This window comes from Amycolatopsis sp. NPDC052450 (genome assembly GCF_044547565.1).
GTDB lineage: Bacteria > Actinomycetota > Actinomycetes > Mycobacteriales > Pseudonocardiaceae > Amycolatopsis.
The window spans coordinates 1-14,215 of record NZ_JBIUAQ010000032.1; the positions used below are offsets into that span (position 1 = coordinate 1).

At 67.5% G+C, this 14,215-nt stretch carries 16 protein-coding genes; 13 read left to right on the plus strand and 3 right to left on the minus strand.

Annotation, left to right across the window (positions count from 1 at the left end):
• Positions 1-162 precede the first annotated feature (162 nt).
• A complete protein-coding gene (locus ACIHAO_RS35165) occupies positions 163-705 on the minus strand; it encodes an NUDIX domain-containing protein (protein ID WP_396565282.1) in 543 nt (180 codons plus the stop codon).
• A 37-nt stretch (positions 706-742) separates the two neighbouring features.
• On the opposite strand from ACIHAO_RS35165, the gene nucS reads away from it, so the two are divergent.
• The 4 genes from nucS (at position 743) to ACIHAO_RS35185 (ending at position 3,990) form a co-directional block, all read left to right on the plus strand.
• The gene (nucS, locus tag ACIHAO_RS35170; protein WP_034308895.1) at positions 743-1,402 is read left to right on the plus strand and encodes an endonuclease NucS; all 660 of its coding nucleotides are present in this window, start codon (positions 743-745) and stop codon (positions 1,400-1,402) included.
• A 254-nt stretch (positions 1,403-1,656) separates the two neighbouring features.
• Positions 1,657-2,115, plus strand: a complete 459-nt coding sequence (locus ACIHAO_RS35175; protein ID WP_396565284.1) for a hypothetical protein — start codon at positions 1,657-1,659, stop codon at positions 2,113-2,115.
• A 91-nt stretch (positions 2,116-2,206) separates the two neighbouring features.
• Positions 2,207-3,169 (plus strand): patatin-like phospholipase family protein, encoded by a 963-nt coding sequence (locus tag ACIHAO_RS35180; RefSeq protein WP_396565286.1) that lies wholly within the window; start codon positions 2,207-2,209, stop codon positions 3,167-3,169.
• Between the two features lie 44 nt (positions 3,170-3,213).
• Positions 3,214-3,990 carry a hypothetical protein gene (locus tag ACIHAO_RS35185; RefSeq protein ID WP_396565288.1) on the plus strand — a complete coding sequence of 259 codons (777 nt, stop codon included), beginning with the start codon at positions 3,214-3,216 and terminating at the stop codon, positions 3,988-3,990.
• Positions 3,991-4,049: 59 nt separating this feature from the next.
• Here ACIHAO_RS35185 and ACIHAO_RS35190 read toward each other — a convergent pair whose 3' ends face one another.
• Positions 4,050-4,745 (minus strand): hypothetical protein, encoded by a 696-nt coding sequence (locus ACIHAO_RS35190; RefSeq protein WP_396565290.1) that lies wholly within the window; start codon positions 4,743-4,745, stop codon positions 4,050-4,052.
• Between the two features lie 241 nt (positions 4,746-4,986).
• On the opposite strand from ACIHAO_RS35190, the gene ACIHAO_RS35195 reads away from it, so the two are divergent.
• From ACIHAO_RS35195 to ACIHAO_RS35235, 9 genes are all read left to right on the plus strand, one after another.
• Positions 4,987-6,684 (plus strand): sodium:solute symporter family protein, encoded by a 1,698-nt coding sequence (locus ACIHAO_RS35195; RefSeq protein WP_396565447.1) that lies wholly within the window; start codon positions 4,987-4,989, stop codon positions 6,682-6,684.
• A gap of 10 nt (positions 6,685-6,694) precedes the next feature.
• Positions 6,695-6,958: a hypothetical protein gene (locus tag ACIHAO_RS35200; protein ID WP_396565292.1), complete on the plus strand. Its 264-nt coding sequence runs from the start codon at positions 6,695-6,697 to the stop codon at positions 6,956-6,958.
• A gap of 47 nt (positions 6,959-7,005) precedes the next feature.
• Positions 7,006-8,007 (plus strand): DUF3558 domain-containing protein, encoded by a 1,002-nt coding sequence (locus tag ACIHAO_RS35205; protein WP_396565294.1) that lies wholly within the window; start codon positions 7,006-7,008, stop codon positions 8,005-8,007.
• 68 nt (positions 8,008-8,075) lie between these two features.
• Positions 8,076-9,077: a dihydroxyacetone kinase subunit DhaK gene (gene dhaK / locus ACIHAO_RS35210; RefSeq protein WP_396565296.1), complete on the plus strand. Its 1,002-nt coding sequence runs from the start codon at positions 8,076-8,078 to the stop codon at positions 9,075-9,077.
• Positions 9,077-9,700, plus strand: a complete 624-nt coding sequence (dhaL, locus tag ACIHAO_RS35215; RefSeq protein ID WP_125792201.1) for a dihydroxyacetone kinase subunit DhaL — start codon at positions 9,077-9,079, stop codon at positions 9,698-9,700. The genes dhaK and dhaL overlap by 1 nt, the downstream gene beginning before the upstream one ends.
• Entirely contained in the window at positions 9,697-10,371 is a 675-nt protein-coding gene (dhaM, locus tag ACIHAO_RS35220; protein ID WP_396565298.1) for a dihydroxyacetone kinase phosphoryl donor subunit DhaM, read from the plus strand. Before dhaL ends, dhaM begins: the two co-directional genes overlap by 4 nt.
• A 264-nt stretch (positions 10,372-10,635) precedes the next feature.
• Positions 10,636-12,411, plus strand: coding sequence for a 3-hydroxyacyl-CoA dehydrogenase family protein (locus ACIHAO_RS35225; protein WP_396565300.1), 1,776 nt, complete (start codon positions 10,636-10,638; stop codon positions 12,409-12,411).
• Positions 12,412-12,519: 108 nt separating this feature from the next.
• Positions 12,520-12,879: a hypothetical protein gene (locus ACIHAO_RS35230; RefSeq protein WP_396565302.1), complete on the plus strand. Its 360-nt coding sequence runs from the start codon at positions 12,520-12,522 to the stop codon at positions 12,877-12,879.
• Between the two features lie 10 nt (positions 12,880-12,889).
• Positions 12,890-13,723 (plus strand): hypothetical protein, encoded by an 834-nt coding sequence (locus ACIHAO_RS35235; RefSeq protein ID WP_396565304.1) that lies wholly within the window; start codon positions 12,890-12,892, stop codon positions 13,721-13,723.
• On the opposite strand, the gene ACIHAO_RS35240 is transcribed toward ACIHAO_RS35235, so the two are convergent.
• Positions 13,704-14,189: an Lrp/AsnC family transcriptional regulator gene (locus ACIHAO_RS35240; RefSeq protein ID WP_125792206.1), complete on the minus strand. Its 486-nt coding sequence runs from the start codon at positions 14,187-14,189 to the stop codon at positions 13,704-13,706. The genes ACIHAO_RS35235 and ACIHAO_RS35240 overlap by 20 nt on opposite strands.
• Positions 14,190-14,215 lie beyond the last annotated feature (26 nt).

Consider the following 14,215-nt stretch of genomic DNA (forward strand, 5'->3'; position numbering starts at 1 on the left):
CTCCTGGATTGATCTTGGTCGACGATCCATCTACCAGGAGCTTCGCCACGTTCACAGCACCAACACACCCACCCCGTCACCAGGATGAAAAAGGCTCAATGAAGGGGCCTTTCATAGCAAATTTTGCAATGAAAGGCCCCTTCATTGCACGGGGGAGCTGGGTCAGAGCGCGCGTTCGCGCATGAGCAGCAGCGTGTAGGCGGCCAGCGTCTGCGCGTCGGTGATGTCACCCGTGGCGATCATCTTCTCGAACTCGCCGAGCTCGAACCACGCCGTCCGCATGTCCTGCTCCTCGACCTCGCGCTGGGCTTCACCCTGCGTGAGATCGGTGGCCAGGAACACGCGGCCGCGCTGGCTCGATATGCCGGGGGCGACGTCGGTCACGCCGAGGTCGGTCATCGAGCCGGCGCGCAACCCGGTCTCCTCGCGCAGTTCGCGGGCGGCGAGTTCGTGCGCCGGGAGGTCGGCCCGGTCGGGCGCGGTGCCCATGGGGAACTCCCATCGCCGCAGCCCGAGCGGATAGCGGAACTGCTCGACCAGGTGGAACCGGGCGCCGTCGAAGGGGATGATCACGGCGCAGGTGGGCTTGTCGACGACGGCGTAGATCCCCTCGGAACCATCGAGCCGCCGGACGGCGTCCTCGCGCACGGTCATCCAGTTGTTCCGGTACACCTCACGCGAGCTGACACGCTGAACGGGGTCCATGCGCACAGTATCGCCATGCTTGTCCTACCCTCGCGTGGTGCGCCTTGTGATCGCTCGCTGCCAGGTCGACTACGCCGGCCGTCTGACCGCCCATCTGCCGATGGCCACCCGGCTGCTGCTCGTGAAGGCCGACGGCTCGGTGTCCGTGCACTCGGACGACCGCGCCTACAAGCCGCTGAACTGGATGAGCCCGCCATGCTGGCTGATCGAGGACGGCAAGCTGTGGATCGTCGAGAACAAGCAGGGGGAGAAGCTCGTCATCACCATCGACGAGATCTTCCACGACCACGCCCAGGAACTCGGCGCGGAACCGGGACTGCAGAAGGACGGCGTCGAGGCGCACCTGCAGGAACTGCTCGCCGAGCACATCAAGACCCTCGGTGACGGCTACACCCTGGTGCGGCGGGAATTCCCGACCGCGATCGGCCCGGTCGACATCATGGCCCGCGACGCCGACGGTGCCAGCGTCGCCGTCGAGATCAAGCGGCGCGGCGAGATCGACGGCGTCGAGCAGCTGACGCGGTACCTCGAACTGCTCAACCGTGACCCGCTGCTGGCGCCGGTGCAGGGCGTCTTCGCGGCGCAGATCATCAAGCCGCAGGCGCGGGTGCTGGCCGAGGACCGGGGTATCCGGTGCCTCACGCTGGACTACGACGCTTTGCGCGGCATCGAGTCGGACGAGTTCCGCCTCTTCTGAGCACGCTCACTCGCGTTTAGTCCTCTGGATGCGGTACTTGCACGCGCAAGTATCGCATCCAGAGGACCAAATGCGGTGGGGTCGTGGGCCGCGAAGCTCACCAGCAGGTGTGTCCACCCGGGTGAGTTTCCGAGTAGCGTTTGATCGCAGTGCAGTTGCCCAGGTAGGAGCTGTAATCGTCGAGGGTGCCCAGTACCGCGTCCGGAGAAGGCTCGGCGTATACGCCCGGCGCGAGCATCACCATCTTGTCGCCTGTGACGTACTGGGTGTACCGCTTGTCGACCTTCGACCTGGGAACGAATTTCGGGTACTCGCTCGGCTGCGTCGTCGAGACGATCGTGCTGGTCGGACTGGGGCTTGAAGACGGTGGCCGTGTCGATGTCGTCACTGCGGATGAAGTCGACTTGCCCGTGGTCGCCGGAGAAGCGCCTCGCTGTTCGGCACAACTCGCTGTGAGCACGGCGAGAACCACGACGAGGAACGCGATCACGGCACGGTTCATGCTGCGAAGTCGATCGCCGACGGCGTTGTGTTACGTGCTCGCTCGCATCCAGAGGACTGAACGCGACGCTGAACAGCCGATACCGAATCGAGTCCTCGGTTTTGTATCTGCATTGTTTCCCGCGCCACAGAATGCCCTTAAGGGCGGCGGGAAATTAACGAACTCGGGTTCTCTCGCAAAAGAACCAGCTGTTTCCGTGCCATTCGGGTGAACGGCGGATTCCTCCGTCTCACGCTGTGCCACACTCGATTTCCGCGAGGGGTACCACCGACATCCGGTGGTGGTCGCAGGGGTGATGCGCCATGAGTGATTCTCGGAAACACGTCGATCTCGTTCTCGAAGGCGGCGGCGTCAAAGGCATCGGGCTGCTGGGTGCGGTGCTGGAGTTGCACGAAGCCGGTTATTCGTTCCCGCGGATCGCCGGGACGAGCGCAGGGGCGATCGTGGCGACGCTGGTCGCCGCTTATCAGAAGGCGGGGAAGGATCTCGGCGGTCTGGAAGCGGTGATGAACGACATGGACTGCCGCCGGTTCCAGGACCAGTCCCTGCTCGACAAGGTCACCGGCCCGATCGGCGACGGCGTCGATCTGCTCCTGCACGACGGGATGCATTCCGGTGATTATCTCGTCGAATGGCTCACGCCGTTGCTGGAAGAGGTCGGTGTGCGCACTTTCGCCGATCTCGCCATCGAGGATCCCGAAAGTACTTTGCTTCCGTACCAACGGTATTCCCTGGTCGTCCATGTCAGCGACCTGACCCGTCGCGTCCTCGTCCGGTTGCCTTGGGATTATTCCCAGTACGGCCGCGACCCCGGCGCGGAGAAGATCGTCGACGCCGTCCGCGCGTCGATGTCGATCCCGCTCTACTTCCGGCCGGTGCAGTTCGACGTCCGTCCGGAGGGCACGGTCACCTGGGTCGACGGCGGCCTGCTGTCGAACTTCCCCATCACCGTCTTCGACCGGACCGACACGAAGAAGCCGCGGTGGCCGACCTGGGGAGTGAAGCTTTCCGGGGAACCCGTGGGCGGCAGGGACAAACCGGTGAAGAGTGCGTTGCGGATCGCCATCGGTTCGCTCGAAACCCTGCTGTCGGACTGGAATCGTTACCGGTTGCACGAGGAAGGTGTGAACCGGAGGACGGTCTACGTCGACACGACCGGGATTTCCGCCGTCGACTTCGGGCTCGGCGAAGAGGAGAAGAAGCGCCTCTTCGAAAGCGGGCGGGAGGCCGCGCGGCGGTTTCTGGAAAAGATCGTGCCGCAGTGAACTCGCCGGCGGTATTCCGGTGGGATGAGGGATAGGAGGATCCCATGCGTTATCGCCCGATCGGCAGTGACCCGGCGGACGGCCGCCTCGGCCGGTTCGTCCCGGACGACTGGCGTCACATCGAGCGCTATCCGTTGACCGCGCTCGCCACGGAGGACCGGCCCACCCGGTCTCCGGTCGTCATCGGCGTCAACTGGTACAAGGAATTCGACGTCCCGGAAAAGGACGAGAAGTCCGGCGAGTTCTTCGTCGCGAAGGGCGGCGCCAAAACGCTCACCAGGATCCGCGGCGGGCACTGCGTCTGCCTCGAACCCGGTGAATCGACCGACGGAGACACCCAGTACTCCTTCTACGACCAGGGCAAGGAAGGCGCTTGCGTCGGCTTCGGCTGGTCGCGGTGCATGACGCTGTTCAACGGTGACCTCTACGCCGCGCGGTGGCTGTGGGACCAGTCGAAGCTGCGTGACGAATGGGGCGAGACGAACCCCGGCGACAACAACGGCACGTCCGTCCGCGCGGCGGCCGAGGTGCTGCTCGAACTGGGGCACGTCCCGTGGTCGGAGACCTACGCCGACGACGATCACGTCAAGCGGGCCGCCTACACGCCCGACGCCAAGAACGGCCTCCATGCCTACCGCTGGGCGAAGACGGTCGAGGAGGTGCACGCGGTGCTGGGCAACCCGCGTGCCGACGAACTCGGCGCCGTGCCGTTCCTCAACTCATGGGGCTCGGGCTACCCGCACCGCACGTACATGCCGGACGACGTCCTCGCCCGGCTGATCGAGGAGGACGGCGAGGTCGGCCTGCCCACGGACCGGTAAACCCCCACCGGTCACGGGAAGGGTCGTTCCTGGCGAGAGCCGGAGCGGCCCTTTCCCCGTTACCGACGGTCGAAGGTGATCCCGGTCCGTACCCGCAGTTCGGTCCGGGGGCAGCCGGAGTCGGCCGGGCGTTCCGCGGTGAACGTGTATCCCTGGTCGCCGTCCATCGGGAACTCGACCCGCACCAGGCTGTCGCGGGACACGGCTTCGGCGGTCACCACGCCGCCGACCGAAACGTGCCACCGCACTTCCGCCGCGCAGCCGGGCAGTTCGACGGAAAGGGTCCCCACGCCTCGTCGCGCCGACCGGTGGACACCCGCGAACGGGGTCTCCACCTTCTGTCCCCGGAACAAGGCGTACCGGTGGACGGGGACGCATACCGTCGCCTCGTTCGCGTTGGCGCATTCCCGCTGTGTCAGGGGAGCGTCGCCGCCGACGACTTCGGTGTCCACGTGGTCCGATATGGTCGAAAACAGGAGGCTGAACGCGCCGCCGATGGCGATGAACACGACCGCGTTCACCGCCGCCGCCAGGACCGCGCGCACTCGCCGTCGCACGGTCTCGGCCCGCTTCCGCGCCGCCGCCTCCACCTTCTCCAGCAGTCCGGGGTCGTCGGTGGCCGCCGAGATGAGCAAGGCGAAATCGCGTGCCGTCCCCTTGGCGGCGCGGTACGCCGCCCAAGCCGTGAGAACCGCGACCAGCGCGCTGAGGATGCCCGCGATCCAGGACAACCGTTCGATCCACTCCCAAGGCACCCGCGTAGTGAAGCGGGCCGAGCCGGGAGCGAACACGGCAGTTCTGCCGGATGAACGACAACCGTGCTCGGGCTTCTAGCGGGCTCGGAGCGGACAAGAATTGTCAAAAACTGCCCTTTCGTACACATCCGGGCCGACCTCGCCCACCCGCACTGCCGTTCCTGAATCCATGCAGTATGGTCCGCGATTGACGCGATACCGGCGTTTCTCGTGAACGTATTCACTAATGGAGGTGGGTCGGTTGCACGTGCTGGCCGATGCGAACCTGCGGCTCGACGCAAGTCCGATCGACTACGTCCTGCTCGCCTTCTATTTCGCACTGGTGCTCGGCATCGGGTACATGGCGCGAAGGTCGGTCTCGAGCAGCCTCGACTTCTTCCTCTCCGGCCGCTCGCTGCCCGCCTGGGTCACCGGTCTCGCCTTCATCTCGGCGAATCTCGGCGCGGTCGAGATCATGGGCATGTCGGCCAACGGCGTGCTCTACGGCCTGCCGACGGTCCACTACTTCTGGATCGGCGCGATCCCGGCGATGCTGTTCCTCGGCATCGTGATGATGCCGTTCTATTACGGCTCGAAGGTCCGCAGTGTCCCGGAGTTCATGCTCCGCCGGTTCGGCAAACCCGCCCACCTGGTCAACGGCATCAGCTTCGCGAGCGCGCAGATCCTCATCGCCGGCGCGAACCTGTTCCTGCTCGCCAGCGTGGTGAACCTCCTGCTCGGCTGGCCGCTGTGGGTGTCGATCATCGTCGCGGCCGCGGTCGTGCTCTCCTACACCGCGCTCGGCGGCCTCTCCGCCGCGATCTACAACGAGGTCCTCCAGTTCTTCGTGATCGTCGCGGCGCTGCTGCCGCTGACCATCGTCGGCCTGGTGAAGGTCGGTGGCTGGCAGGGCCTCGTCGACAAGGTCACCGCGAGCCCCGGCGGTGAGGCGCAGCTGCATTCGTGGCCGGGCGACAACCTCACCGGCTTCGGCAACAGCTTCCTTTCGATCCTCGGTCTCGTCTTCGGCCTCGGTTTCGTGCTGTCCTTCGGTTACTGGACCACGAACTTCGTCGAGGTCCAGCGCGCGATGGCGTCGAAGAGCATGTCGGCCGCGCGGCGGACGCCGATCATCGGCGCGTTCCCGAAGATGTTCGTCCCGTTCATCGTGATCATCCCCGGCATGATCGCCGCGGTCACCGTGTCGGAGTACGTCCAGGACAAGCAGGTCCTGCTCGACGGCGGCGAAGCGCCCAGCGGCGTCACCGCGAACAACGCGATCCTGCTGCTGATGCGCGACCTGCTGCCCAACGGCATGCTCGGGGTCGCGCTCGCCGGTCTGCTCGCCTCGTTCATGGCCGGGATGGCCGCGAACCTGAGCTCGTTCAACACCGTGTTCACCTACGACATCTGGCAGTCGTACGTGAAGAAGAACGAGTCGGACGGCTACTACCTCCGGCTCGGCCGCCTGGTCACCGCGGTCGGCACCGTACTCGCGATCGGCACCGCGTTCATCGCGTCGAACTCCGGGAACATCCTGACCTATCTGCAGGACCTGTTCTCCTTCTTCAACGCGCCGCTGTTCGCCACCTTCATCCTCGGCATGTTCTGGAAGCGGATGACGCCGACGGCGGGCTGGGTCGGCCTCGTGTCCGGTACCGCCTCCGCGATCACGGTCTGGCTGCTGTCACAGGCCGGGGTCCTCGGGCTCACCGGGCAGGGCATCAGCTTCGTGGCCGCCGGTACGGCGTTCGTCGTCGACATCGTGGTCAGCGTCGCGGTCTCGCTCGCCACCGCGCCGAAGCCGGAGGCCCAGCTGGTCGGCCTCGTGTACTCCCTCACCCCGAAGGAGTCGCTGAAGCACGACGAAACCGGCGACGACGCGGGCTGGTACCGCAAGCCGGGCCTGCTCGCGGGCATCGTGCTGATCCTGACCATCGTGCTCAACATCATCTTCTAGGAGGCCGGAGATGGCTGCGTCCCAAGCTCCGAAGAAGGCCGGCGTCTTCGACATCCGGCTGATCATCGCCCTGCTCATCGGCGGCTACGGGCTGGTGCTCACGATCATGGGCCTGTGGTTCACCACCGAGGAGGAGCTGGCCAAGGCCGCCGACGTCAACATCAACCTGTGGGCGGGCATCGGCATGCTGGTGTTCGCGGCGTTGTTCATGCTGTGGGCGAAGCTGCGGCCCATCGTGGTGCCGACCGGCACCGACGGCGAGAGCGGCGAATAGCCGGGTTGTCCGGACAGGCGCGAGGCGGTCCGGCTACCGTGCACGTCGTGTCGCTCAACGCTCGACGTCGCCGGATCGCGTCCGTGCTGGCCCTGGTCGCCGCACTCGGCGCGCTGTCGGCCTGCGGTCAGAACCTCGGCAAGTCCAACTTCGCCCGTACCACCGTCGCCGCCGAAGCGGGCTCCGGTTCCGGTCCGGTGCCCGACGGGGACATCAACGACCCGGCGGTCACCCCCGTGGTGATGCGCACGATCGATCCGTGTCCGCTGGTGGGCAAGGAGGCGTTGAGCAGCCTCGGCACCCCGGAGGACCCGCGGCCTTCGACCATCTCGTTCGGCAGCTGCCGGACGAAGGTCGTCGACGCCGGTGGCAAGGAACTCACGATCGGTGTGGACATCGGCGCGTCGACGTACGTCTCGACCAGTGGCGTCACCGTCTCCGCGGTCGAAGGGCTTCCGCAGATCGAGCGGAAGAGCAAGGACGGCAAGAGCTGCGACGTCGGCATCATGACGCTGCGCAAGCCTGAACGCGGGGTGAGCTTCTCGGTCACTTACGACGGTGGGGACCCCTGCGCGACCGGTCGCGCGGTGGCGGCCAAGGCCGTGAAGAGCCTGCACGCCTCACCGGCGAAGTACCCCTCCAGCGCGGGCACGCTGACCGCCGTCGACCCGTGCACCGCGGCTGACCCCGCCGTCCTCGGTGAAGTGGTGCCGCACGGTGCCACCACGCTGACCACCTTCCACTCCTGCGACTGGACCCCGGGCTCCAACCCGCGGATCTCCATCGGCTTCCGCCCCGGCCTGCCGCCGGAGCAGCGCGAGGGCAGCACGAAGGTCGAGATCGACGGCGTCACCGCGTACCAGAAGGGCGGCAGCGGCAGCGACGCCGAGTGCAAGGTCGAATGGCAGCACAAGCCGTGGGCCGACGACGAGGCCGAGATCGTCAGCGTGATCTACAAGAATTATGACGAGAAGAAGGACGAAGCGGCGTCCTGCGCGAAGGCGGTGAAGATCGCCAAATCGGTGATCTCCAAGCTGCCGAAGCCCTGACGCTGGCGGCATCCGGCCGGGCGAGGTAGGAAGGGGACACCTCACCCGCCGACGTGTCGGAGGCCGCTTTGAAGAAGATCATCAACGACCCGAAGACGGTGGTCGCGGAATCCTTGCGCGGACTCGCCGCGGCGCACGCGGACGTCCTGCGCGTGGAGGACGACCCGGCGATCGTGGTGCGCGTGGACGCGCCACTGGCCGGGAAGGTCGCGGTGATCTCCGGCGGCGGCTCCGGGCACGAACCGCTGCACGGTGGCTTCGTCGGACAGGGCATGCTTTCCGCCGCCGTACCCGGCGCGGTGTTCACCTCGCCGACGCCGGACGCCGTGGAAGCCGCGGTCAAGGCCACCACCGGGGACCCGGGCGCGCTGCTGATCGTGAAGAACTACACCGGCGACGTGCTCAACTTCGAGACCGCCGCGGAACTCGCCGCCGCCGAGGGGCTGGACGTGCGCAGCGTGGTCATCGACGACGACGTCGCGGTCAAGGACTCCACCTACACCGCCGGCCGTCGCGGTGTCGGCGGCACGGTGCTGCTGGAGAAGATCACCGGCGCCGCCGCCGAACGAGGTGACAAGCTCGACGCGGTGGAGGCGTTGGCGCGCAAGGTGATCGGCCAGGTCCGGTCGATCGGCGTCGCGCTCACCGCGCCGACGGTGCCGCACGCGGGCGAGCCGAGTTTCGACCTCGCCGACGACGAGATCGAGTTCGGCATCGGCATCCACGGCGAGCCGGGTATCGAGAGGACACCGGCGCTGTCCGCCGACGAACTCGTCGCGCGCATGGTCGACGCGGTGGTCACGGACCTGCCCTTCGGCGAGGGCGACAAGGTCCTGCTGTTCTCGAACTCGATGGGCGGGACCCCGCTGGTCGAGCTGTACCTCGCCCACGGGATCGCCGAGCGGCTGCTCGCCGAGCGTGGGATCGTGGTCGAACGGCGGCTGGTGGGGCCGTACATCACCAGCCTGGAGATGCAGGGGATGAGCCTGACGTTGCTGAAACTGGACGACGAGCTGACCGAGTTGTGGGACGCGCCGGTGAACACCCCGGCACTGAGGTGGGGAGTCTGATGGCCTGCACCGCCGAGACGCTCGCCGCCGCCTTGCGGGCGGCGGCCGCGGTGATCGCCGAGCATCGCGCCGAACTGGTCGACCTCGACCGCGCGATCGGCGACGCCGACCACGGTGAGAACATGGACCGCGGGTTCACCGCCATCGTGTCCGCTTTGGACAACGCGACGCCCGAGACCCCCGCGGCGGTCGCGAAACTGGCCGCCACGACGTTGATCTCGAAGGTCGGCGGTGCGGCGGGCCCGTTGTACGGCACGGCTTTCCTGCGCGCGTCGGTCAAACTGGGCGACGCGGCCGAAGTGGACGGCCCACTGCTCGTGGAGGCCCTGCGCGCGGCGCTCGAAGGAGTGCAGGCGCGCGGCAAGGCCGTCGGGGGAGACGCGACCATGGTCGACGCCCTGATCCCCGCCGTCTCCGCCGCCGAGGAGGCCTCCGGCTCCGACGTCGCGGCGATCCTGTCCGCGGCCGCCGACGCCGCGGACAAGGGCGCCGAGTCCACTGTGGATCTCGTACCCCGCAAGGGCCGCGCGTCGTACCTCGGTGAACGCGCCAAGGGGCATATGGATCCCGGTGCCCGTTCGACCGCGCTGCTGCTGCGCGCGTTCGCGGAGGCCGCCAAGTGAGCGTCGGAATCGTGCTCGTGTCCCACAGCGCCAAGCTCGCCGAAGGGCTCGCGGAACTCGCCGCGCAAATGGCTCCGGACGTCACCATCGCGGCGGCGGGCGGCCTGGCCGAAGGCGGGATCGGAACGGATTACGACGAGGTCGTCGCCGCGACGCAGCGCGCCGACGCGGGAGCGGGCGTCGTCCTGCTGTACGACCTCGGCAGCGCGCAGATGACCGCGGAACTGGCCGTCGAATCGCTCGCCGACCCGTCGGCCGCTGTCGTCGTGGACGCGCCGCTGGTCGAAGGCGCGATCGCCGCCGCCGTCGCGGCACAGGGCGGGGCGGATCGCGACGCCGTCGCCGCGGCCGCCGCTTCGGCGGGCGCCCCGCCGGACCTGACGTTCGACGAAGGAGTGCAGGACGGCGAGAGCAGTGTCGAACTCACGCTGCGGAACGAGGTCGGGCTGCACGCGCGGCCCGCCGCCGTCCTGGTCCGGAGCATCGCGGGGCTCGACGCGGAGGTCACCGTGCGGCTCGGCGACGAGACCGCGGACGCCAACAGCGTGCTCGCGCTGATGGCGCTCGGCGCCCGCCAGGGCGACCGGATCGAGGTCCGCGCGAAGGGCGCGCAGGCCGAAGAAGCGCTCACCAAGGTGAAGGACCTCGTCGATCAGAACTTCGGCGAGTGAGCTGAGGGTCTCGTGCCTCGTGCCGTGAGGGCCTCCTTGCCTACCGTGAAGGTAGTGAAGGAGGCCCTCACGGACTCTGGGTCCCTCAAGGGGGCCTTCACGGCGTGCGAGGCATCAGGCGTCGCCGGACGCGGGGGAAAGTCCCCGCGGGACCTCGTCCGCGAGTGACACTTACTCGATTCGGAGGGTGACAGCCGCTGCTTTCCGCGCCCCGGCATGGCACGATCGGAGAAACTACCAGCGAGTAACCTCCGGAGGCCGGTTGTGGCGCGGGAAATCTCGAGTGTGGGAGTCATCGGTCTCGGCACCATGGGTGCCGGGATCGCCGAGGTGCTCGCGCGGAGCGGCGTGTCCGTCGTCGCGGTGGAGATCGACGACGACGGCGTGAGCCGGGGGCGCGGTCATCTGGAGCATTCGACCGAACGTGCGGTGTCCGGCGGCAAACTCGACGCCGATGGACGCGACGCGCTGCTCGGCCGGATCCGGTACACCACTTCGCCGGCCGAACTGTCCGATGTGGACCTGGTGATCGAGGCGATCCCGGAGAACCTCGAAGCGAAATCCGACGTGTTCGCGCAGCTGGACAAGATCACCGGTCCGGACACGATCTTCGTCTCGAACACCTCGTCGCTGTCGATCACCGAGATCGGTGTGCACACCGCGCGGCCGGGCAAGGTCGTCGGGATGCACTTCTTCAACCCGGCGCCGATCCTCAAACTGGTCGAGATCGTCCGCACGGTCGTCACGGAACCCGACGTGATCACCGACGTCGTCGCGTTCGCCGAACGCCTCGGCAAGACCCCGGTGGTGATCGGTGACCGCGCCGGGTTCATCGCGAACGCCCTGCTGTTCGGGTATCTCAACCACGCGGTGCGGATGTACGAGCAGCGCTACGCCACCCGTGAGGATCTCGACGCGGCGATGCGGTTCGGCTGCGGATATCCCATGGGGCCCTTGGCGTTGCTCGACCTCATCGGGTTGGACACCGCGTACGAGATCCTCGACACGATGTACCACCAGTCGCGCAACCGGCTGCACGCGCCGGCGCCGCTGCTGAAGCAGATGATCACCGCCGGACTGCTCGGCCGGAAGACGGGGCAGGGTTTCTACACCTACGACGAGCCCGATTCGCCGACGGTGACCGACGCCGTCACCAAGTCCACAGTGGACAACGCCTCGGCGCGGGAGGTGCGCAAGGTCGGTGTCGTCGGGACCGGGACCATGGCGACCGGCATCGTCGAGGTGTTCGCGAAACGCGGCTACGAGGTCATCCTGCGGGCGCGCAGCGCGGAGAAGGCCGCGGCGTCCGTCGCGCGGGTGAAGAAGTCGCTGGACAAGGCCGTCGTCAAGGGCAAACTGTCCGAAGAGGACGCCGCCGCCGCGCTGGGCCGGATCTCGCCGGCGGTGGAGTTCGAGGAACTGGCCGACGTGGACCTGGTCGTCGAGGCGGTGGCCGAGGATCTGGCCGTCAAGCAGGCCGTTTTCGCCGCGCTCGACGACGTCGTGAAGCCGGGCGCGGTCCTGGCGACGACCACGTCCTCGCTGCCGGTCATCGAATGCGCGGCCGCCACCTCGCGACCTTCGGACGTGGTCGGCGTGCACTTCTTCAACCCGGCGCCGGTGATGAAACTCGTCGAGGTCGTCTCGACCATCGCCACCGCGCCCGACGTGATCGCGACCGTGGACGCCGTCTGCGCGGCGGTCGGGAAGCACCCCGTGCACTGCGGCGACCGGGCCGGGTTCATCGTCAACGCGTTGCTGTTCCCGTACCTCAACGACGCGGTGAAGATGCTCGAGGCGCACTACGCGGAGGCCGACGACATCGACACCGCGATGAAGGTGGGTTGCGGGCTGCCGATGGGCCCGTTCGAACTGCTCGACGTCGTCGGGCTGGACGTTTCGCTGGCGATCCAGCGGACCCTGTTCAACGAGTTCCGTGAAGAGGGCTTCGCGCCCGCGCCGCTGCTGGAGCACCTCGTGACCGCCGGACGGCTGGGGCGGAAGACCGGGAAGGGTTTCAAGGACTACTCGGCCCGGTAGGCCCCCGGATGTCAGGAAAGGGTCGTTCAAGACGAAAGACGTCCTGAACGACCCTTTCCTGACACTCGACCTGGCAGCACGGCGCCCCGCGTCGGTAACTTGAGCGACATGCCGGTTTCCTCGGGGGTCAGGAAGCGGATCAAGGAACTCCTCGATCCGGACGACGAGATCCACTACGTGTTCCCGGCCGACATCCTCGGCAGTACCAATCCCAGCGTGTTCTTCGCGGTGACCCGCAAGACGATCACGATCCTCACCACGGGGCACCTGAGCCGGAAGACCCCGAAACGGGTCGTCTCGGTGACACTGCGCAACCAGCGGATCGGACCGGTCGACACGTCGACCGTCCCGTGGTTCAAGTTCAACGGCATCGACTACGAGATCGACGACGAGTACGCCGCGGTGGTGCACGCGGCCGACGCCGAGATCCTGCGGGCAAAACCTGAAGATCCGCTGCCGGACCTCTAAGCTCGCGTGAGTGCGTCAGCTCACATACGACGGGATGCCCATCCCCGGCCTGAACGACCTGGTCCGGACGGCCATCCGGCTGCACCCCGCCCCGGGGGTGCCCGGTCCGGACGAAAGCCACTTCGGCGGCCCGCTGCTCTGGCCGTCCGACGAACCGTGGCCGGAGTGCCCGGTGACCTGGCCGCCCGACCCGGACGCCTCCGACGACGCGTGGACGGTCGGGCATCCGCTCGACCAGCCGGTTCCGGCGATGGTCGCCGCGGCGCAGTTCTTCCGCGACGACTTCCCGGAGTTGCCCTTCCCGGAGGGCACCGACGTCCTGCAGATGCTGTTCTGCCCGATGGAACACGACAGCCTTCATCACCGGGGGCCCGCGGTCCGGCTGATCTGGCGTGATTCGGGCGAGGTGCGGGACATCGCGGACCCGCCGCCCGCTCCCGAGGGCGCCGAAGCTTCCTACCTGCCGGAACCCTGCGTTTTCGAACCGTGCTCGATCGACGAACTGCCCCGGCTCTGCGACTTCCCGGCGGAGACCCGCTCGGCGCTCGGTATCCCCGAAGGCGCTGGCGACGAGCCGGAGGGCTGGCCCGAGCTGGGCCACTATTCGAAGATCGGCGGCTGGACAGCCTGGGACGCGACCGATCGGTCCGAGCTGGGCTGCCGGGAGTGCGGCGCCGAACTGCGCCAGACGATCGCGCTGGCCACGGAGGAGCATGAGGTCGGCTGCGGATGCGAAGCAGGCGAAGGCGAGCCGGCGGGCTGGACGTTCCGCCGTCAAGGGGCGCTGAACATCTTCACCTGCCCCACCGACGTCACGCATCCGTTCAAGGTCCGGATCGACTAGGCGGTAGCAAAGGTCCCCCGCTCCAGTGCTGGAAGACCAGGTTCGTGTGCACCCTCGCGACCTCGTCGCGGGCGGTCAGTTCGTCCAGCACCAGCCGTTGCAGCTCGGTCGCCGAAGCGGTGGCGACGTGCGCGAGGAAGTCGTCCGGGCCGGTCAGGTGGTAGACCGCGCGGACCTCGGGCAGCGCCAGCAGATGCTCGACGAACGAGTCGACCAGCGCCCGCCGGTGCGGGCGGACCTGGACGAACAGGAGTGCTTCGAGCGGGCGGCCGAGTTTGGCGGCGTCCACCTCCGCGCGCTGGCCGGTGATCACCCCGAGCTCGCGCAGCCGGTTGACGCGGTCGAGACAGGTCGAAGGCGCGATACCGACCTCGGCGGCCAGATCCTTGTTCGAGATCCGGGCGTCGTTCTGGAGAAGCCGCAGAATTCGAAGATCAACCGTACTCAGTTCGACAGAATCCGACATCGGCGAATGATATCCGAGGATATTGC

What these genes read in the sequence shown, in the direction of transcription:
- ACIHAO_RS35165 (WP_396565282.1), bottom strand. Translation starts at nt 705, where the DNA reads ATGGACCCCGTTCAGCGTGTCAGCTCGCGTGAGGTGTACCGGAACAAC.
- ACIHAO_RS35180 (WP_396565286.1), top strand. Translation starts at nt 2,207, where the DNA reads ATGAGTGATTCTCGGAAACACGTCGATCTCGTTCTCGAAGGCGGCGGC.
- ACIHAO_RS35185 (WP_396565288.1), top strand. Translation starts at nt 3,214, where the DNA reads ATGCGTTATCGCCCGATCGGCAGTGACCCGGCGGACGGCCGCCTCGGC.
- ACIHAO_RS35200 (WP_396565292.1), top strand. Translation starts at nt 6,695, where the DNA reads ATGGCTGCGTCCCAAGCTCCGAAGAAGGCCGGCGTCTTCGACATCCGG.
- dhaL (WP_125792201.1), top strand. Translation starts at nt 9,077, where the DNA reads ATGGCCTGCACCGCCGAGACGCTCGCCGCCGCCTTGCGGGCGGCGGCC.
- ACIHAO_RS35230 (WP_396565302.1), top strand. Translation starts at nt 12,520, where the DNA reads ATGCCGGTTTCCTCGGGGGTCAGGAAGCGGATCAAGGAACTCCTCGAT.
- ACIHAO_RS35240 (WP_125792206.1), bottom strand. Translation starts at nt 14,189, where the DNA reads ATGTCGGATTCTGTCGAACTGAGTACGGTTGATCTTCGAATTCTGCGG.